The sequence below is a fragment of the Streptomyces sp. NPDC044064 genome, from assembly GCF_056434245.1.
In genome coordinates, this window is the sequence record NZ_JBWKFN010000027.1 from 126,543 (window position 1) to 144,062 (window position 17,520).

The 17,520-nt window shown below is 73.0% G+C and carries 18 protein-coding genes and 1 pseudogene; 7 read left to right on the forward strand and 12 right to left on the reverse strand.

All coding sequences use genetic code 11. From position 1 onward, the window contains the following. The first annotated feature begins 97 nt into the window (after positions 1–97). The gene (locus AC07DS_RS34745) at positions 98–886 is read left to right on the forward strand and encodes a TetR/AcrR family transcriptional regulator (RefSeq protein ID WP_479151860.1); all 789 of its coding nucleotides are present in this window, start codon (positions 98–100) and stop codon (positions 884–886) included. A gap of 59 nt (positions 887–945) precedes the next feature. Here AC07DS_RS34745 and AC07DS_RS34750 read toward each other — a convergent pair whose 3' ends face one another. The 6 genes from AC07DS_RS34750 to AC07DS_RS34775 form a co-directional block, all read right to left on the reverse strand. Beyond that, entirely contained in the window at positions 946–1,371 is a 426-nt protein-coding gene (locus AC07DS_RS34750) for a hypothetical protein (protein ID WP_479151861.1), read from the reverse strand. Continuing rightward, entirely contained in the window at positions 1,368–2,114 is a 747-nt protein-coding gene (locus AC07DS_RS34755; RefSeq protein ID WP_479151863.1) for a class I SAM-dependent methyltransferase, read from the reverse strand. Before AC07DS_RS34755 ends, AC07DS_RS34750 begins: the two co-directional genes overlap by 4 nt. Continuing rightward, positions 2,111–2,848: a DUF2071 domain-containing protein gene (locus tag AC07DS_RS34760; protein WP_479151865.1), complete on the reverse strand. Its 738-nt coding sequence runs from the start codon at positions 2,846–2,848 to the stop codon at positions 2,111–2,113. The genes AC07DS_RS34755 and AC07DS_RS34760 overlap by 4 nt, the downstream gene beginning before the upstream one ends. A gap of 23 nt (positions 2,849–2,871) precedes the next feature. Beyond that, positions 2,872–3,795, reverse strand: a complete 924-nt coding sequence (locus AC07DS_RS34765; protein WP_479151867.1) for a BtaA family protein — start codon at positions 3,793–3,795, stop codon at positions 2,872–2,874. Further along, positions 3,792–4,169 carry a DoxX-like family protein gene (locus tag AC07DS_RS34770; RefSeq protein ID WP_479151869.1) on the reverse strand — a complete coding sequence of 126 codons (378 nt, stop codon included), beginning with the start codon at positions 4,167–4,169 and terminating at the stop codon, positions 3,792–3,794. Before AC07DS_RS34770 ends, AC07DS_RS34765 begins: the two co-directional genes overlap by 4 nt. An 81-nt stretch (positions 4,170–4,250) precedes the next feature. Further along, positions 4,251–4,499 (reverse strand): hypothetical protein, encoded by a 249-nt coding sequence (locus AC07DS_RS34775; protein WP_479151894.1) that lies wholly within the window; start codon positions 4,497–4,499, stop codon positions 4,251–4,253. Between AC07DS_RS34775 and AC07DS_RS34780 the strand changes: the two genes are divergently transcribed. Continuing rightward, entirely contained in the window at positions 4,423–4,857 is a 435-nt protein-coding gene (locus tag AC07DS_RS34780) for a LysR substrate-binding domain-containing protein (RefSeq protein WP_479151871.1), read from the forward strand. The genes AC07DS_RS34775 and AC07DS_RS34780 overlap by 77 nt on opposite strands. Here AC07DS_RS34780 and AC07DS_RS34785 read toward each other — a convergent pair. From AC07DS_RS34785 to AC07DS_RS34805, 5 genes are all read right to left on the reverse strand, one after another. After that, positions 4,848–5,354 (reverse strand): winged helix-turn-helix transcriptional regulator, encoded by a 507-nt coding sequence (locus tag AC07DS_RS34785; RefSeq protein WP_479151872.1) that lies wholly within the window; start codon positions 5,352–5,354, stop codon positions 4,848–4,850. The two genes, AC07DS_RS34780 and AC07DS_RS34785, sit on opposite strands and share 10 nt — an antisense overlap. Next, the gene (locus tag AC07DS_RS34790) at positions 5,351–6,409 is read right to left on the reverse strand and encodes an LLM class flavin-dependent oxidoreductase (RefSeq protein WP_479151874.1); all 1,059 of its coding nucleotides are present in this window, start codon (positions 6,407–6,409) and stop codon (positions 5,351–5,353) included. Before AC07DS_RS34790 ends, AC07DS_RS34785 begins: the two co-directional genes overlap by 4 nt. Then, positions 6,409–6,915 carry an SRPBCC family protein gene (locus AC07DS_RS34795; RefSeq protein WP_479151876.1) on the reverse strand — a complete coding sequence of 169 codons (507 nt, stop codon included), beginning with the start codon at positions 6,913–6,915 and terminating at the stop codon, positions 6,409–6,411. The genes AC07DS_RS34790 and AC07DS_RS34795 overlap by 1 nt, the downstream gene beginning before the upstream one ends. Before the next feature lie 113 nt (positions 6,916–7,028). Beyond that, on the reverse strand, positions 7,029–8,153 hold the full coding sequence (locus tag AC07DS_RS34800; RefSeq protein ID WP_479151878.1) for a DUF2235 domain-containing protein: 1,125 nt from the start codon (positions 8,151–8,153) through the stop codon (positions 7,029–7,031). Between the two features lie 13 nt (positions 8,154–8,166). Beyond that, positions 8,167–9,048: a DUF6424 family protein gene (locus AC07DS_RS34805; RefSeq protein WP_479151880.1), complete on the reverse strand. Its 882-nt coding sequence runs from the start codon at positions 9,046–9,048 to the stop codon at positions 8,167–8,169. Between the two features lie 315 nt (positions 9,049–9,363). Between AC07DS_RS34805 and AC07DS_RS34810 the strand changes: the two genes are divergently transcribed. After that, positions 9,364–9,636 (forward strand): hypothetical protein, encoded by a 273-nt coding sequence (locus AC07DS_RS34810; RefSeq protein WP_479151882.1) that lies wholly within the window; start codon positions 9,364–9,366, stop codon positions 9,634–9,636. Between the two features lie 76 nt (positions 9,637–9,712). On the opposite strand, the gene AC07DS_RS34815 is transcribed toward AC07DS_RS34810, so the two are convergent. Further along, complete coding sequence (locus AC07DS_RS34815) at positions 9,713–10,816, reverse strand: baeRF2 domain-containing protein (protein WP_479151884.1); 1,104 nt, start codon at positions 10,814–10,816, stop codon at positions 9,713–9,715. Positions 10,817–11,095: 279 nt separating this feature from the next. Between AC07DS_RS34815 and AC07DS_RS34820 the strand changes: the two genes are divergently transcribed. From AC07DS_RS34820 to AC07DS_RS34835, 4 genes and pseudogenes are all read left to right on the forward strand, one after another. Beyond that, positions 11,096–13,975: a SpoIIE family protein phosphatase gene (locus AC07DS_RS34820; RefSeq protein WP_479151892.1), complete on the forward strand. Its 2,880-nt coding sequence runs from the start codon at positions 11,096–11,098 to the stop codon at positions 13,973–13,975. Between the two features lie 87 nt (positions 13,976–14,062). Further along, positions 14,063–15,577 (forward strand): sugar ABC transporter ATP-binding protein, encoded by a 1,515-nt coding sequence (locus tag AC07DS_RS34825; RefSeq protein ID WP_479151886.1) that lies wholly within the window; start codon positions 14,063–14,065, stop codon positions 15,575–15,577. Next, the gene (locus tag AC07DS_RS34830) at positions 15,574–16,620 is read left to right on the forward strand and encodes an ABC transporter permease (protein WP_479151888.1); all 1,047 of its coding nucleotides are present in this window, start codon (positions 15,574–15,576) and stop codon (positions 16,618–16,620) included. The genes AC07DS_RS34825 and AC07DS_RS34830 overlap by 4 nt, the downstream gene beginning before the upstream one ends. A 26-nt stretch (positions 16,621–16,646) precedes the next feature. After that, positions 16,647–17,369: pseudogene (locus AC07DS_RS34835) on the forward strand (substrate-binding domain-containing protein); the annotation flags it as partial. Positions 17,370–17,520: the final 151 nt, after the last annotated feature.

The following is a 17,520-nucleotide window of genomic DNA, read 5'->3' on the forward strand; positions in this document are numbered from 1 at the left end:
GCGCAAGCGCGGCGCCGAGACAAGATATATCGCGTTTGTCGCCATGCGGGCCGCTCAGTAAGGTGAACACTGTTCTCCCGGTGCCTAAACTGTCGGCATGACCGACGCGGCCTCGAACACCCCCGCAACCCCTCCGCCGTCCCCCTGGGAGCGCGAGCGCCCCACGCGCACCCGCGTCGCCCCCGCGCGTGCACCGCTGTCCCGCGAGCGGGTCGTCCAAGCCGCCTTCACCGTGCTGGACCGCCAGGGGCTCGACGGGCTGTCGATGCGCCAGGTCGCGGCCGAGCTGGGGGTCACGGTCTCCGCCCTCTACGCCCACGTCAGGTCCAAGGACGACCTCCTGGAGCTGATGTACACCCGGCTCTTCGACGGCTTCGAAATGCCCGAACCCGACCCGGAGCGATGGCAGGAGCAGGTGCGGGACTACGCCCGCTCCGGACGGCGACGCCTGCGGTCCCACCGGGACATGGCCAGGATCTCCATGGCCCACGTCCCCTTCACCGCCGAACTGCTGCCGCACGTCGAGGCGTTGCTCGCCATATTCCGCACCGCCGGGCTGCCCGACCGCATCGCGGCGGAGGCTGGGGACCTCATCTCCACCTACATCGACGGGTTCGTCCTGGAGGAGGGCATGTGGCAGGACCGGGCCGACCAGCACGGCGGTGACGGTTCCTCCCTGGCCCGCCCCGACTGGCGCGAGATGGCCGAGGAGATGCGGAACTACTTCTCGGCCCTGCCCGAAGAGGACTTCCCCCATCTGCGCGCCCTGTCCGGGCTGATGGTGTCGGACTCCTCCGACGAGCGGTTCGACATCGGCGTCGAGATCATCCTGCGCGGCCTCGCCAGCTACCTGCCGGACCGGGAGAAGGGCCGGCCGGGCGATTGACGCCGGCCGGCCGGGCACCGGCACCATGGCCCGGGGCGCGGCCGCGCATCCGGCGCTCCTCAGCCCACCGCGTGCGCCGTCGCCAGGGTGAACACAGCGGTCACCCACGTCCACAGCAGCGACAGTGCGAGGTGGCCCGCCGTCCGCAGCCGGTGCCCCCGCCACAGCCGCGGTGAGAAGTAGGCGAACTCCATGACCCAGCGCAGGCCCCAGAACAGGGTCTGTCCGCACAGCAGTGCCGTCGGCAGCGGCGCGCCGCTCAACAGCTCATGGGAGAACGCCAGCGGCAGCGCGCCGAGCAGCACGCAGGTCAGGCCGATGAAGAACACGTGCGCGTAGGAGACCTGACGGGTGAGCAGGCTGCTGCCGCCGAGGTCGCCCGGCCAGCCGAGGATGCGCGGCAGGACCACGTGCAGCAGCCCCATGCCCACGAGCGCCAGGCCGACCAGGCGCAACTGCGAGGTGAGCGTGAGCAGTTCGGTCACGCCGGCTCCCTGGTGAAGGCGAACGCCGTGACCAGGCCCGCGACGCGGCGCTCGGCCGCCGGACGCAGCCCGGCATGCGCGGCCAGCCGGAGCCACTCTCCGCGAGGGAAGAAGTGCCAGGCTCCCGGTCCGAAGACGGCCGTGTTCGCGCCGTCCCGCAGGTGCTCCACCAGGACCAGGCGCCCGCCGGGGCGCAGCGCCCGGGCGCACTGCGCGAACAGCCGCTCCCTGTCCCGCGCCCGCCGCAGCTCATGGGCGGCGAACACCAGGAACACGGCGTCCGCCATGGCCGGGGGCACGGGCAGCGCCTCCGCCCGGCCGGGTACCGCGTGCGGCGGCGGGGGCACCCTGCGCCGGGCGCGGCGCACCGACCCCTCGGTCATCACGGCCGGGTCGTACAGGTCGACGGTGGTCTGCCGGGAGGCCGGCCAGCGGGCGGCCAGCGGGACGCTCGCCTCGTCGAGGCCGGTGCCCACCACCACGTGCGCGGTCGGCGCCTGCGGCAGCAGCGCGTCCAGCCAGTCGTAGCCGTACAGTTCCGAGCGGTCGTAGACGAGCCAGCTCGCGACCGTGGCGGAGGCGAGCAGACCGACCGCGGCGGCGGAGCCGGCCCGGGCCATGGTGCGCAGGGGCGGTGGCAGCCGGCGGGCGACTGCGGCCGAGGCCGCCGCCGTGGCCAGACCGGCCGTGTACCGCGGCCAGTTGTAGGCGATCACGTCCCGGACGCCGGAGCGGCGGATCACCGCTCACCGCCGGTCTCGGTCCGGCGCAGGCCCCGTTCCCAGCCGTACTCCAGATCGGCGACGTGGAAGGCGTTGGCGAGGACCGGCCGCGTTCCGGCGAACGGGGCGTGGTCGAAGAACGTCAGCCGGCGCACGTCCACGGAGACCGGCTGCGGGTCCCAGTGCGTGCGGACCGCCTTGACCACGATCATCGAGCGGGTCTGCGGTTCGTACTCGAAGGTGTACGGGAGCGGGCCCGCGAAGCGCCGGGCGGCGCGCGCGTCCGCGAACGGGCTGCCGGCGGGCAGCGGCGCCGGCGCGCTGCCGAGATCGGCCCGCACGTGCAGATCCGCCCGGCCGTCGGCGCTGTCCACCCGGAACTCCAGCAGGCCGGACTCGACACGGGTGCCGATCCGGGCCAGGCGGTAGTTGTAGCGGGTCATCAGATTGCCGCCGAGCGCCATCACCCTGCTGTCGGTGTCGCTGCGCAGGATGCGCAGTCCGCGCATGACGCGGCCGCCCGGGGTGCGGAAGCGGGTGAAGACCCGGTAGCCGGTGAGGAGGTAGTCCGCCCCGAGGCGGACGGGCAGGCCCGCCGGCCGCAGGGCGCGGGTGTCGACCAGCGCGGCCGCCACGAACCCGTGCTCCCCATAGGTGTCCAGTTCCAGGCCCGGCGGCACCAGCGGGTACAGCAGCTCGGCGGGCAGCGCGTACGTCAGCACCAGCGAGTGCGCGAAGCGCGTGCGTATGGGCACGGGATGACGCTGCAGCAGATACCTCACGGCTCGATCCTCCGATCCGCGCCCTCGCCCCCGAGGCGCACCACGCGCACCACACCCCACAGCACCGAGCTGTCCTGCGCCGCCCAACCCGGCCCGCCAGGGCCCGGCTCCCGGGCGCTGCGCAGCACCACCACGCCGCCCGGCCGCACCGCGTGGCGCACGGCCGCCCGCAGCCGCCGGGCGAAGCCGGGGCCGGGCCCGTCCAGCACGTTGGAGAGCGTCACCGCGTCGAAGGCACCGCACGGCGCCTGCTCCAACGCGCGCACCACGTCGTCGTGGACCAGCCGGACGCCCGGTGCCCGGGGCGGTGGAGTGCGCGGCGGCTCGGCCCCTGCCAGCAGCCGCCACAGCCACGGATTGCTCGCGTTGGGATGCCCGCACACGGTCCGCTCGAGGCGCCGCCTCAGCACCTCGTCGAAACGCTGCGGGACGACACCGGCGAACGACGGTCGCAGGGCCACCGCCAGGGCTCCGCCGGGCCGCAGTGCGACCCGCATCAGCCGGCGCAGACCCGGGGTGTCCAACTCCTCCCGCCAGCGGCGGGCTTGCTCCTGCGGATCGTCGAGGGCCAGGAAGTCGTGCAGCTCCGCCCGGCGCCAGGCGGGCAGCAGCCGGGCCGCGGTGCCCCGGCCCAGGCGCATGACCGCCTCGGCCGTTCCCTCCCGGGTCGCACCGCCGGCCAGCCGCTCGCGCGTGTAGGCGAGCTGCACCGGATTGACGTCCACGGCCGTCACGTCGTACCCCGCCGCATCCAGGGCCGCCGCCGTGTCACCTGCCGAGGCGATGCACAGCACCCGTGCGCCCGCCGGCGGGAAGACCGCCAGCTCGACACCCCAGTCCTCGTACATCCGCCCGAAGAGCAGGCGCGGGCCGCCGAACCCGCCGAGCAGCCGACCGTGCGCCCAGGGTGTCCCGCTCACTCGTCCTCCGTCCACGACACCAGCCAGATCAGCGCCAGGAAGGCCAGGTCCTGTGTCACGAGCCGCCCGGGCTCGTCGATCCGGTCGGCGCCGAAGAGCAGGCCGCCCGTGTTGAACGCCACCACCAGCACGGTCTGTACGATCGCGGCCGCCCGCGCCCGACGCCCGCTCAGCACCCACACGCCGATCGCGACCTCGGCCAGGCCGATCGCGAGGAGCGCCCCCGTCACCGCCCATTCGGGCAGGAACGGCACGTCCCCCACGATCGCCCGCTGATCCGCCCGCCCCGGCCAGATCTTGCACCAGAACCCCTCGTAGAACCACACCAGAGCGATCGCCCACCGCGCCGCCCAGCCCCGCCATGTCTTGTCCACGCGGTGATCATGCCTGCTGCCCTCCCGCGAGCCACCTCCACCCCCCTGACCGGCAACCCTGGTGGGACAGGGGAGCAGGAATCACCCGTCCATGCGTGCCGCCGGGAGTTTGGGCCCGTACGCGAGCAGAAGAAGCTCCTGAGCCGGGCGCAGCACCTGAGTGCCCCTGCCGTACGACCACTCCAGATCGGTGGCGCGCAGTTCGATGTCGACGAGGTCCGCCTTGAAGAAGCGAAGTGTTCGCGGCGCGACGGTGTCCAGGACGATCCGCAGGCGCTCCTGCGGGACCTGCCGGCCGAGGCCGGCAGCCCTCGCCGATCGGCCGCTCATCTGCCTTCCCCGCGGCACCGGTCTGCGCGGGACACTCGAACGCGCCTGCGCCCAGGCCGGTTTCTCCCCTCGCATCGCCTTCGAAGCCGCCGCGCCGACCCTGGTGGCGCGCCTCGCGGCCCGAGGTCTCGGGGTTGCCGTCGTCCCGGAGCTCCCGTCCGGGACCGCGGCCGCCTTCGGCCTGCGCACCCTCCCGCTGACCGCTCCGGGCCTGCGCGGCCGGATCGCTCTCGCCTGGCCGGCGCACGGGCCCGCCACTTTGGCGGCGAAGGCCCTCCTCGCCCGGCTCAGGGAGGCCTTCCCGCCCGTCGACCCCGCAACGGTTCACGAACGCAGGCGGCATCGCCCTCAGGGCTGAGCGAAACGGCGCTGCACGTCGGGCCGCGTCCTGAGCCGCTCCGGATAGCCGGGACCCATCCGCACGGACGTGTCCTCGGATCGCATCGGCTCGCCGCACGAGGAGCAGACCACCTCGGCGTGGGCGTCGTGGTCGCACGCGTCGTGATGGAGCGTGACGGGTACGCCCTCGTCACCCGCGAGCCACCGGTCGCCCCAGCGGGTGAGGGCGGCGAGGACCGGGAAGAAGTCGCACCCCTTCTCCGTCAGGCGGTACTCGTGGCGCGGAGGCTCGCTCTCGTAGAGCCGCCTCTCCATGAGTCCTTCGTCGACGAGTCGGCGCAGCCGGTCGGTCAGCGTGTTGCGGGCGATGCCCAGCTGCTGCTGGAACTCGTCGAACCGGCAGCTGCCGTAGAAGGCCTCCCGCAGGATCAGCGACGTCCAGGCGTCACCGATGATGTCCACCGTGCGGGCCACGGAGCACGGCCAGTCGGCGAAGGACGGGCGCGCGGGACTCATGAGAGGTCACCCGCTTCACGGACCAGCTCGATCGCGCGGCCCAGCGTGGCGAGCCGGGCGTCCAGGGTGTCACCGGCCGGGTAGAGACGGACGGTGTTCACACCGGCGTCGCGCCACACGCGCAGCCGCTGCCGCACCATGTCCTCGGTGCCGATCAGCGTGGTGGCGAGCACCATCTCGTCGGTGACCAGTTGCGCAGCTCCGTCCCGGTCACCCGCCTGCCACCGCTCGCGTACCTCCGCGGCCACCTCCGCCCAGCCCTGGCGGCTGTACGCCTGGTTGTAGAAGTTGGTCGAGGCCGAGCCCATCCCGCCGAGGCTGAAGGCCAGCTCCTTCTTGCGGCCGGCGACCATGGCGCCCAGCGCCTCCTCGTCCGGCGCGAACGACACCTCGGCACCCTGGCAGACGTCCAGGTCGGCGCGGCCGCGCCCGCTGCGGGCCAGGCCTTCGTCGAGCGGCGCGAAGTAGGCCTGCGCCGCGCCTTCCGGTACGAAGCTCGTGCCGAGCCAGCCGTCCGCGACCTGCCCCGTCAGCCGGAGCATGGCGGGGGACAGGGCGGCCAGATAGACCGGTATCCGGTGCTCGGCGCGCATGGAGAGCCGCATGGGCCGGGCGTCCCCGTCCGGCAGCGGGATCCGGAACTCGCTTCCGGAGTAGGAGATCCTGGCGCCCTCCACCGCCTGGCGCACGATCTCCACGGTCTCGCGGACGCGGGCCAGCGGCCGGGCGAAGGGGACCCCGTGCAGCCCCTCCATCACCTGCGGGCCGGAGGGGCCCAGGCCCAGCAGGAAGCGCCCGCCGGAGAGGTTGGACAAGGTGATGGCCGTCTGGGCCAGCGCCACCGGGGTGCGCGTGCCGACCTGCATGACCGCCGAGCCGAGCAGCATGCGGTCCGTGCGGGCAGCGTAGAAGCCCAGGGCGGAGGGCGCGTCGGAGCCCCATGCCTCGGCGACCCAGCAGATGTCGAGCCCCAGCTTCTCGGCCTCGACCACGAAGTCCGTCTGGTCCGACCAGGCCTCCCCGCCCGCCGCCTCGATCGTCGTCGCGGTCCGCATCACGCCTCCGCACGCTTCTTGAGGTGTTCCAGGGTGACGGAGATGTTGCGCTCGAACTCGCGCAGGCGCACGAACACGATCTTCTGTTCCTTCTCCGGCATCGCGTCGATGGCGACGGACAGGCCGGAACGTCCCGGACCCATCTGCATCCACTGGGAGAGTTCGGTCCCGCCGTCCCTGGGCGTGAGCCGGAAGCGCCAGACGGCGCTCGGATCGGCGGGGTCCTGCACCGCCCAGGCGAACACCCGCGGCGGTTCGCACTCGACGACGTGGGAGGTGGTCTCCCACTCCCCGTACGCCTCGTGGCTGCTGCGCCCCACGAACCGGGCGCCGACGGCCGGCCCGGTGACGCCGTCGAGCCACTCCACCGACTGCAGCTCGTCGCTCATGGCCGGCATCAGGCCCACGTCCGAGACCAGCTTCCACACCCGCTCCGGCGGTGCGTCGATCCACGTCGTCACTTCGACCGTCGGTTCGTCCGCGTACCGCGCGCCCGTCCACTCCATCGCGAGACCGGCCTCCTCGTCGTCATCGACTCCTGAGGAGAGCGTTGCGTAACGAGACTTAGCCAGTCAAGGTGTCTGTTGCGAGATCTTCGCGGGAACAGGCCGGGCGGTGCTCAACCGCCGGGCGGCGGTTCCGGCTTGGTCCAGTCGGGGTCGGCCCAGCGGCCCGGCTCCTGCGGGCCGGGCAGATCCGGGCGGTACCCGGGATCCCGCTCCCGCCGCAGCCTGACGCTCGTGTGCAGCAGGGCGTCGTCGGGCAGGGGACGGGAGCGCCGGCCCACGAGGAACCACAGCGGGCCGTTGTCGTGCACCGGAGCGCCGGCGAAGTTCTCGGTGACCGCGCAGGTCGTGCCGTAGGCCTGGGGCCGGAACACCAGGTCCTGGGTGACGCCGTCGGTGATCCACTTGAGCGGGATCGTGGAGAGCAGGGGGTCGTCCTCGGCATGCGCGAAGGTGCCGCCGACATCGGAGTGCACCCCGGTGAACCACACCTCTTCAGCGGTGTCCTGACGCGGCGCCGGGCGGGGTGTCACCAGGAACTCGTGGTAGGGGCGGCGGGTCTCGTCGAGCGACACCGCATGCCGGATGCGGGCGACGTTCGGCAACTGGTGCGTGTACGGCCACTGCAGACTGCCCAGCCGCAGCAGGCCGGCCGCCTTCACGGTGTCCCAGACACCGAGGTAGGCCACCGGCAGGGCGTGGTGGGAGACCTGGCGCGGGTTGTTCTGCTTCACCTCCGCCCACAGCGGCTCGTTCTCCGTGCGCCGGCAGAACGCGTGCGAGAACCGCGCGACCTCTTTCTCGCTCCGGTCGACGTCCTGGTTGAAGGAGTACTTCGCCACGGCGTACGGCACCAGGTTCTCCGAGCCCGGGCGCATGAGGCCGGGCTTGTTGAGCATCCCGACGAGCGCCCGGGCGGTGTAGGCACCGCGGCTGAAGCCGAACACGTACACCTGGTCGCCCGGTTGCCAGTTCCGCATCAGGTACGTGTACGCCTCGGCGAGATTGGTCCGCAGCCCGCTGCCGAAGGCCAGCCCCCACAGGCGGGAGAGCCGGCGGCCTACCGGTCCGTTGGCGGTGGCCGACGACATCGTCCCGACGCCGGGGTCGTAGTAGACGAGCTGGCGTGCCGGATCGTCCGCGTCCAGCATCTCCACCAGCCTGACCACGTTCGTGGGATGGCTGGCGCCCACCTGGTTGCCCGTCCCGTCCAGGCAGACGACGATCGCGCGAGGCATGCCGTCCTCCCTGCTAGCCGGAGTTGGGTCCGCCGTGCCGTGCCGCGGCGGCGGACAGGGGGCCGGAGGCGGTGTGCCGGCCCGGGGAGACCTGCCGGGCGAAGGCCTGCATGGCCACGTCGCTGTTCGCCGGCAGGACCGCCATCAGCCCGCGGTTCTGCGCCTCCGCGATCGTCGCGGCGGCCTCGCTGCCCTCGGGGACGAAGGCCAGGCGGACGTGTCCGTCGCCCGAGCCGCGGCGGTCCACCGGGGTGACGGCACCGTGGGTGCCGTCGGGCAGGGTCACCCAGAGCTGGAAGTCGTCGAACCGGACGAAGTCCGCGCCCTTCACGGGCCAGGGATAGTGGTGCTCACCCGGCACCTTGGGCAGGATCCCCTGGTGATTCCCGCGGCTCAGCGGCACACAGGAGTTGAACAGGCAGTCGGTCCAGGCCTCGACCCCGTCGGCGTCCTTGATGGGCGTGCGCAGCAGCTCCTCGGCGTGCCCGTAGCCCAGTTCCGCCAGGGCGGGCAGGGTGAGCGGGAAGGCGTCGACCAGCTCGGCGGCCTCCTGCCGGAGCCGGTCGACCTTCTCGGGATCGGCGCAGAACTGCATGCTCCACTCGATGCCGACCCGGGCGCGGTACATCAGCCAGTGGTCGCGTCCCTTGACCCACAGGCTGCCGCCGTGGTGCATCTCCCAGTGCTCGGAACCGTTCGGTCCCGCCCCTGGATCGACGGGTCTCGGCCCGTAGGGCAGGTCCGGATCCTCCATGGCGTGCAGGATCGCGTGGGCCGCCTTCTTGGCGGCGACGAAGTGCGACGATTCAAACCGCTTCGGGTGTTTGACGAGGCGGATCTTCCAAGGATGGTTCTCCGACTCGACGCCGCCCGGCTGAAGTTCGGTGTGGGTCATGGCTGTTCCTCGGCCGGCCCCACGGCCTGTCACCGGCTCGCGGGGCGGAGTTCCCCTGAGTCCATCGTGCGCCTCGAAGGGGGAGACCGCGAGTCGAGCGGAGACACCGTCAGATCTCGGCGAGGACGGCTCGCGACGGCTGTTTCCTCTTCAAGGAACCCGGGAGCGGTGTTGACCGGCCGCCGCATCCTTCCGGGCCGGACGGGTAGTCGCAGCACGACAGGAGGAGCGGTGACCGGCCATGGCTACGAGGACCGACAGGACGTCCGGCAGGGCAGGAAGCCTGACAGAACCCCGATCCACGGGAGCACAGCGATGCCTCTCCGATTCCTGATTCTCGACCACCCCCGAATCCGGCTGTTCCTCGGGCACCCCGTCCTTGCGTTCGCCAGCGCGTCCGAAGGGCACGCGCACCGCCATCGCAACGCGTCGCACGGCAAGGAACCGGACTCACCCGGTCCCGTCCCGCGGGACCCGCCGCCCAAGGAGGACATCCCGGAGGAGGCGAAGGAACCTCCCCCCGGCCCGGACGAACGGAAAGGCGACGGCGGTGAGGACGGCGGCGCGGCGCCGGAACCGCCGGATTGAGCCGACCCGTGCGAGGGAGCGAGCCGAGCACCACCCGGAGCGCGGGGGCCGTCGGGGCCCGTGACGGGCGGTGGGGTCAGAAGCGGGGTGCCGGTTCCGAGTAGCGGAGCAGTACGCCCACGCCCTCGTGCAGCCTCACCTGATGTTCGGGCACGAGGACGAGCTCGGCCCGGGTGCCGACCAGGGCGCGGGTGAGCACCGTGTCGGCACGCTCCTCGCGGACGTCCTGGAGGCCGTAGGAGCGCAGTTCCTGTTCGCCGAGGGCCAGTTGGCCCGGCTCCGGGCCGGCCCACAGACGGAGCGGCGACTCGGGGTGGTTGTTGAGGAAGAGGGCCTTGACCCGGCCGCGCTGCAGTGCGGAAACGGCCGGGGCAAGGCCCTCGGCCGACGCTCCGTCGTGTGCGCGCTGGGCGAGGAAGGCTGCCAGCAGGGACCGGTCGTGCTCGGCCATGCGCCCGCTGAAGAGGATGTCGAGCCGGTGCTCCAGCAGGGCCCGTCCTGGCCGGGACTCGCCGGCGCCCTCCAGGGTCCGGACCCGTCCGCGCAGGGCGGCGGGGAGGCGGCGGACGAGAATGCCGCGGGCCCACACGTCTCCCGCGACGACCACTGCCTCGGCGTCGATGCGCCGTGCGTGGCCCTCCAGCTCCCGGCCCAGTGCTCCGGCGGCGTTCAGCCAGTCGGCCACCGGGATCTCCTCGTGGACGCGGTGCCCTTGCGTGACCTTGGTCAGGGGCCACAGGCCGATCTCGGCCTCGATCCGCACCGTGCCGGGCGCGTCCGTGGAGTGACGGCCGCTGTAGTGGACGTGCACCACCACGTAGGGGATCTGGGGGAAGTGCTGGACGACCAGCGGCAGCGTGTCCGGCAGCGTTCCGAAGTGCGCGGAGTCCCTTGCGGGTGGGGCGGGCAGTTCGTCCAGCAGGACCAGCCGGCCGTGCGCGGTGAACACCGCCTGCCCGTGGGCGCCGGGGATGCCGGTGTCGCTCCCCACGGCCTCCGCCGCCGCGGTGAGGGCGTCCTGATCGGCGCCCTCGGAGGCAAGGGTGGCCCGCAGACGTCGCCAGCGCAGCTCTATGGCGGCGTCGGGATCCTCGATGAGGCTGTCGCGGGAGGTGTCCAGGTAGACCGAAGCGAAGGGGCCCGTGTGCTTGTACAGGGGTTCGAGGAAGGAAAGTCTCATGCTCCGCTCCCGAGCGCACTGTCGGACTGCGCGTCCGCACCGACAGGGGTCGGCCGAGGTCCGGGCTTACGTTCAGACCGGGTACCCGGCTCGGCACGGCTGTCACGCGAGCGCGGTCATGGACGGACGGCCCCCACCCCTCACCGAGTGTGACCGCTTCGGTATGCGATGACTCATGACCGCTCCGGCATGCCATGACTCATGACCGCTATGACCGTATCCTCGTCAATGCCGGGTTTTCGTAAATTGCGATAGACGCGAGTGCGAGCGAGGCGAGGCGTGGTGCGGTCCGGCAGGGAACCGACGCCCAGGCGGCGTACGACCGGCGGGGCAGGGCCCGCGCGTACCCGTGAGCGGTTCCTGCAGGGTGAGGCGGTCGAGGAAGGCGTACGGTCGCCGATCCTGGGTTCCTGGCAGCGCTCCCGGTCCCTGGGTCTTTCACCGGACCAGGCCGATCTTCCCTACCGTACGGATTTCGATCCGCACAGCAGGCTCGTCAGCGCGGCCCTCCCGGTCCTCGACCGGTTGCAGTTCACGTTCGCCGGCAGTCAGATGAACATCTCCGTCGCCGACGCGAACGGGATCGTCCTCCTGCGCCGCTTCGGCGACGCGTCCATGGTCCGAACCCTCCCCGCGTTCCAGCGCGTTCCGGGATTCGTGTTCGCCGAGCGGTACGCCGGGACCAACGGCATCGGTCTCGCGCTGGCGGAGCGTCAGCTCATCAGGGTCTACGGCGCCGAGCACTTCGCCGAGCGCGCCCAGGGCAACGCCTGCCGTGCGCTGCCCGTCCGTGACCCGCTCAGCGGGCGCATCGAGGGCGTCCTCTGCTTCGGCTATCCGCGCGGTGCCGAGAACCCGGCGCTCGCCACCGTGATCCGCAAGGCGGCCGAGGCCGTCGAACGGCGGCTGCTGGGGCAGAGCTCCGTGCGTGAGCGGGCGCTGCTGCGGTCGTACCTGAGCGCCAGGGCCGACGCCGCCGCGGGGTCGCACACCCGCATCGGCGTCGATGAGCTGGCCCCCGAGCTGCACCCCCGCGACCGGGCCGTCCTCCTGGACAGGGCCACCGAGCTGATCTCCTGCGCACAGCGGGGCGCCGTGGACGTGCGCCTGTCCGACGGCCGGCGGGTCACGCTCGTCAGCCGGCCGACGACGAGCGCCTCCGGGGTGGAGGGCATCGCCATCGAAGCCGTCCTGACCGGCCCCGCCTCCCGGCCGCCCGGCGCCGTCCCGAGCCGGGCCGACGACACCGTCGGCAGCGCCCGGCTCGCCGCCCTGTCCTTCCTGCGGCCGCCCGGAGACCGTCCTGTCCTCCTCGTACCGGACCGTGTCCACGTCGGCCCGACGCCCGGCCGTGCCGCCGCCGCGCCGGTCCGGAGCGGTGCCGACCGTGAGCGGGCCTACCCCACAACCCCCGACGGGGCGCCGGACCTTCACGCGGACTCCCGGCCGCTGGCGAGCGGGCTCGTGCTGGTGGGAGAGCCGACGGTGGGGGAGTACGCCCTGGCCGCGCGCCGCCGCCTGGAACTGCTCTCCGAGGCCAGCGCCCGCATCGGCACCACCCTGGACGTGCGCCGCACGGCCGAGGAACTCGCCGAGACGGCCATTCCGCGACTGGCCGACTTCGTCACGATCGACCTGCCCGAGTCCGTCCTGCGCGGCGAGGAGGCCGCCGACCCCCTCGGCGAGCTGCGCCGGACGGTCGTGCGCGGTATCCGCGAGGACCTGCCCTTCAGCCCGGTCGGCAAGCGGATCGACTTCGGCCCGACCACGCCGCAGCTGCGGTGCCTGGTCAGCGGGCAGGCGGTGCTGGAACCGGACCTGAAGATCGCCGCCGGCTGGCTCGCCCAGGACCCCGAACTCGGCGAACAGCTGCTGGCGGCCGTCCACTCCCTCATCACCGTCCCGCTGGTCGCCCGCGGCGTCGTCCTCGGCGTCGCCAGCTTCTACCGCTCGCAGGACCCCGCCCCCTTCGGCGACGACGACCGCTCGCTGGCCCAGGAGCTCGCCTCGCGCGCCGCCCTGTCCATGGACAACGCCCGCCAGTACACCCACGAACGCGCCATGGTCCTGGCCCTGCAGCGCAGCCTGCTCCCGCACTGTCTGCCCGACCTGGACGCCGTCGACGTCGCCCACCGCTATCTGCCCGCGGAGTCCGACGTGGGCGGCGACTGGTACGACGTCATCCCCCTCTCCGGCACGCGCGTGGGCCTCTTCGTCGGCGACGTCGTCGGCCACGGCATGCTGTCCGCCGCCACCATGGGGCGCCTGCGCACCGCCGCACGCAGCTTCGCCGAACTGGACTTCCCGCCGGACGAGGTCCTCGCTCATCTCGACAACGTCGTGGGGCGCCTCGACCGGGAGGATCCCGAGTCGGCGGACTTCGGCATCGTCGGAGCGACCTGTCTGTACGCCGTCTACGACCCGACCACGCTGCAGTGCGCCATGGCCCGAGCCGGCCACCCCCCGCCCGTGCTCGTCGGCCCCGACGGCACCGTCTCGCTCCCCGACCTGCCCGCCGGGCCTCCGCTCGGGCTCGGCGGCCTGCCCTTCGAGACGGCCGAGATGCACCTGCCGGAGGACAGCCAGCTGGTCCTGTACACCGACGGACTCATCGAGGACCGCGAGCGCGACGTCGACGACGTCCTTGACCACCTCTGCGGAGCCCTGGCGCACCCCGAGCACACCCCCGACGAGGCCTGCCAGACCGTGCTGGACCTAGTGGCGCCCGACCACCCCTACGACGACATCGCCCTGCTGGTCGCCCGTACCCACGCCGTGGACCGGAACCGGATCGCCACCTGGGACCTGGCCGCCGACCCGGCCCTCGTCGGCGAGGTCCGCGCGGACGCCGTACGACAACTGGCCGACTGGGGACTCGACGAGACCGCGTTCGCCGCGGAACTGATCCTCAGCGAGCTGGTCACGAACGCCGTCCGTCACGGCGCCGGGCCCATCGGGGTACGGCTGCTGCACGCCCACAACCTGATCTGCGAGGTCTCCGACGCCAGCAACACCGCGCCGCACCTGCGCCGGGCGGCCGGTACCGACGAGGGCGGCCGCGGTCTGTTCCTCGTGGCACAGCTGTCGCAGAGCTGGGGCACCCGCTACACCGCCCAGGGCAAGGTCATCTGGGCCGAATGCGCGCTGGACGCGGCCTGACGACCGGCTGAACCGGAATTAAGTGATATCCCCCGTTAGTATCCCTTTGTGCGTATGGGATGAACCAGCCAGGCCGAATCTCCGGAGATGTCCGTGCACGACGCTCCACCCCTGGTCCGTGTCCGCGGGCTCGGCAAGCGCTTCGGCGGAACCCTCGCGCTGACCGGGGTCGACCTGGACGTCCGGGCCGGCAGCGTCCTCGCCCTCCTCGGCCCCAACGGCGCGGGAAAGTCCACCCTCATCAAGGTGCTCGCGGGCGTCCACCACGCCGACGCGGGGCAGATCACCGTGGCCGGGCACCCGCTCGGCACCCGGGAGGCCTCCCGCAGCATGTCCTTCATCCACCAGGACCTCGGTCTGGTGGAGTGGATGACGGTCGCCGAGAACATCGCGCTGAGCACCGGATATCCGCGCCGCGCCGGGCTGATCTCCTGGCGGCGCACCAGGGAGCAGTGCACCGAAGCCCTGCGGACCGTCGCCGCACATCTCGACCCCGAGGCGACCGTCGCCCAACTGGCCCCCGCCGAACGCTCGCTGGTCGCCATCGCCCGAGCCCTCGCGACCCGGGCGAAGCTCATCGTCCTCGACGAGCCCACCGCCCGCCTCCCCGCGGTGGACTGCGCCAGGCTCTTCGGCGTCCTGCACGCCCTGCGCGCCCGAGGGCACGGCATCCTCTACGTCACCCACCGCCTCGACGAGGTGTACCAGGTGGCCGACACCTTCGCCGTCCTGCGCGACGGCCGCCTGGTCAGCCACGGTCCGGTGGCCGGCCACGGTCCCGCCCGCCTGGTGCGCGACATCGTCGGCGCGGAACCGGCCGACTTCCACCCCGCCGCAGTCCGTGCCCGCGGTCCGGCCCTCCTTGCCCTCGACCGCGTCAGCGCCCCGGGCGTGGGCCCGGTCAGCCTGGAACTCGCGGCCGGTGAAGTCCTGGGCCTGGTCGGGCTGACGGGCGCCGGGCACACGGACCTGGGCCGCGCCCTCGCGGGCGCCGGGCCGATCCTCGCAGGGCGGGTACTCCTCGGCGGCCGGCCCTACCACCCCCGCACCGTCGCGGACGCCGTGCGCCTCGGCGTCGGCCTGGTCTGCGCCGACCGGCAACGGGAGGGCTGCGCCACCGAACTGACGGTACGGGAGAACCTCCTGGCCAACCCCCGGGCGGGCGGCCGGCCGGCGCCGCACTGGATCAGCCCCGGCCAGGAACGTGCCTACGCCACCGCCCTGATCGACCGCTTCTCGGTACGTCCCCGTGACAGCGAGGCCCCCATCGCCGTCCTCTCCGGCGGCAACCAGCAGAAGGTCATGATCGGTCGGTGGCTGCGCGCGGACCCGCGTCTGCTGATCCTCGAGGAGCCGACGGCGAGCGTGGACATCGGCGCCCGCACCATGGTCCACCGCCTGCTCGACCAGGCCCTCGCCGCCGGCCTCGGAGCCCTGCTCGTCTCCACCGACTTCGAGGAGGTCACCCGCGTGTGCGGACGCGCCCTGGTCTTCGTACGCGGAACCCTGACGGCCGAGCTGAGCGGTGCGGGCCTGACGGTCTCCGGGCTCACCCGAGCCGCCTGCGCCCTGCCCGAGTCCGGAACCGCGACCACCTCGTGACCGCCTCGCCCGCCCCGCCGCGACCGCCCCGGCACCGGCCCGGCGGCCACCTGGCCGCCGCCTACGGCCTCCTGGCCCTGACGGCCCTGCTCCTCGTGGCCTTCTCCCTCGCCCTGCCCCGCACCTTCCCCACCCGGGAGACCGTCGACTCGATCCTGTCCACCCAGTCGATCCCGGCCATCCTTGCGCTCGCCGCCATGGTCCCCATCGTCACCCGCGCGTTCGACCTCTCCATCGGCTACGTCCTCGGCCTCGCGCACGTCATGGTGCTGCAGCTCATCGTCGACGGACACTGGCCCTGGCCGCTCGCCTGCCTCGCGGTACTCGTCGGAGCGGGGCTCGTGGGCGTCCTCAACGGCGTCATCGTCGAGTTCGGGCAGATCGACTCCTTCATCGCCACGCTCGGAACCGGCAGCATGCTGTACGCCGTGACCGGATGGGTCACCGGCGGTGCCCGCGTCGTCCCCGGGCCCCGAGGCCTCCCCACGGGCTTCACCGACCTCTACGACTCCACGTTCCTCGGTCTGCCCGTACCGGCCTTCTACGTGCTGGCCCTCGCAGCCGCCCTCTGGCTGGTCCTGGAGCGGCTGCCGCTCGGCCGGGGTCTCTACGTCGTCGGATCCAACCCGCGCGCCGCAGACCTGCTCGGCATCCCGACCCGCAGGTACACCGTCTACGCCTTCACCGCGTCCGGGCTGATCACCGGTTTCGCCGGGGTGCTGCTCGCGGCCCAGCTGCAGGTCGGCAACCCGAGCGTCGGCCTGGACTATCTGCTGCCCGCCTTCGCCGGCGCCCTCCTCGGCTCCACGGCCGTCAGACCCGGCCGCCCCAACGCCCTGGGCACGCTCGTCGCCGTCGCCGTCCTGGCCGTCGGTCTCACCGGCATCGCCCAGCTGGGCGGCGACTTCTGGACGACCCCGCTGTTCTACGGCGCCACTCTGCTCCTCGCCGTCGGCCTTGCGGGCTACTCCGCCCGCCGCCGTCTGCGCACCGGCACCGCGGCCACCGGCGACCTGCCCTCCGTGCCGTCCCCACCCCCGTGATCGCGCCGCTTCTCCGAGGAGTTCCCGTGCCCGGCACCCGCAGGGCCGCCCGCGGCCGCGTCACCGCCCGGCACACCGCCGCAGTCCTGCTGGCTGCGGCGGCAGCCACCCTTGCAGGCTGCGACCGCGGCTCCTCGGACGTGCGGGGAGGCTCCACCACGGGCCCGCCCGGCTGCCCCGCGGTGCAGACGAAGGCGCGGGCCGCGGTGGAACAGGCGGAGAAGACGGACATGCCCTGGGACGGACCCACGAACGGCCCCAGGGCTGTGCCCGGCAAGAACATCGTCTTCGTCGCGCAGACCATGACCAATCCCGGGGTCGCGGGCGCAGCGAAGGGCGTGCGGGAGGCCGCGCGCGTCATCGGCTGGAAGGTGCGGGTGATCGACGGCGGAGGCACTCCCGCCGGCATCCAGGCGGCCATGAGCCAGGCCGTGACCCTCAGGCCCTCGGGCATCGTCATCGGCGGCTTCGACCCCGACGCGACCTCCCAGCAGGTCGCCCGGGCCGCCGCGCAACGCATCCCGCTCGTCGGCTGGCACGCGCTCGCCTCCCCCGGTCCCAGCCGCCGTCCCCCGCTCTTCACCAACGTCACGACCCGGGTCGAGGACGTGGCGGCCATCAGCGGGCAGTGGATCATCTCGGACTCCGCCGGCCACGCCGGGGCCGTGCTCATCACCGACGCCTCGATCCCGTTCGCCAAGGACAAGTCCGAGCTGATCCGCAAGCAGCTCGCCACCTGCCCGGGCGTGGGGGGGGGGGGGGGGGGGGGGGGGGGGGGGGGGGGGGGGGGGGGGGGGGGGGGGGGGGGGGGGGGGGGGGGGGGGGGGGTGGGTGGGGGGGGGGGGGGGGGGGGGGGGGGGGGGGTGGGTGGGGGGGGGGGGGGTGGGGGGTGTGCAGATC

Excerpts from the sequence above, each read along its gene's own strand:
- AC07DS_RS34810 (WP_479151882.1), top strand. The coding sequence starts at position 9,364 with ATGCCTCTCCGATTCCTGATTCTCGACCACCCCCGAATCCGGCTGTTC.
- AC07DS_RS34800 (WP_479151878.1), bottom strand. The coding sequence starts at position 8,153 with ATGCCTCGCGCGATCGTCGTCTGCCTGGACGGGACGGGCAACCAGGTG.
- AC07DS_RS34795 (WP_479151876.1), bottom strand. The coding sequence starts at position 6,915 with ATGGAGTGGACGGGCGCGCGGTACGCGGACGAACCGACGGTCGAAGTG.
- AC07DS_RS34785 (WP_479151872.1), bottom strand. The coding sequence starts at position 5,354 with ATGAGTCCCGCGCGCCCGTCCTTCGCCGACTGGCCGTGCTCCGTGGCC.
- AC07DS_RS34815 (WP_479151884.1), bottom strand. The coding sequence starts at position 10,816 with ATGAGACTTTCCTTCCTCGAACCCCTGTACAAGCACACGGGCCCCTTC.
- AC07DS_RS34745 (WP_479151860.1), top strand. The coding sequence starts at position 98 with ATGACCGACGCGGCCTCGAACACCCCCGCAACCCCTCCGCCGTCCCCC.
- AC07DS_RS34825 (WP_479151886.1), top strand. The coding sequence starts at position 14,063 with ATGTCCGTGCACGACGCTCCACCCCTGGTCCGTGTCCGCGGGCTCGGC.
- AC07DS_RS34805 (WP_479151880.1), bottom strand. The coding sequence starts at position 9,048 with ATGACCCACACCGAACTTCAGCCGGGCGGCGTCGAGTCGGAGAACCAT.
- AC07DS_RS34775 (WP_479151894.1), bottom strand. The coding sequence starts at position 4,499 with ATGAGCGGCCGATCGGCGAGGGCTGCCGGCCTCGGCCGGCAGGTCCCG.
- AC07DS_RS34790 (WP_479151874.1), bottom strand. The coding sequence starts at position 6,409 with ATGCGGACCGCGACGACGATCGAGGCGGCGGGCGGGGAGGCCTGGTCG.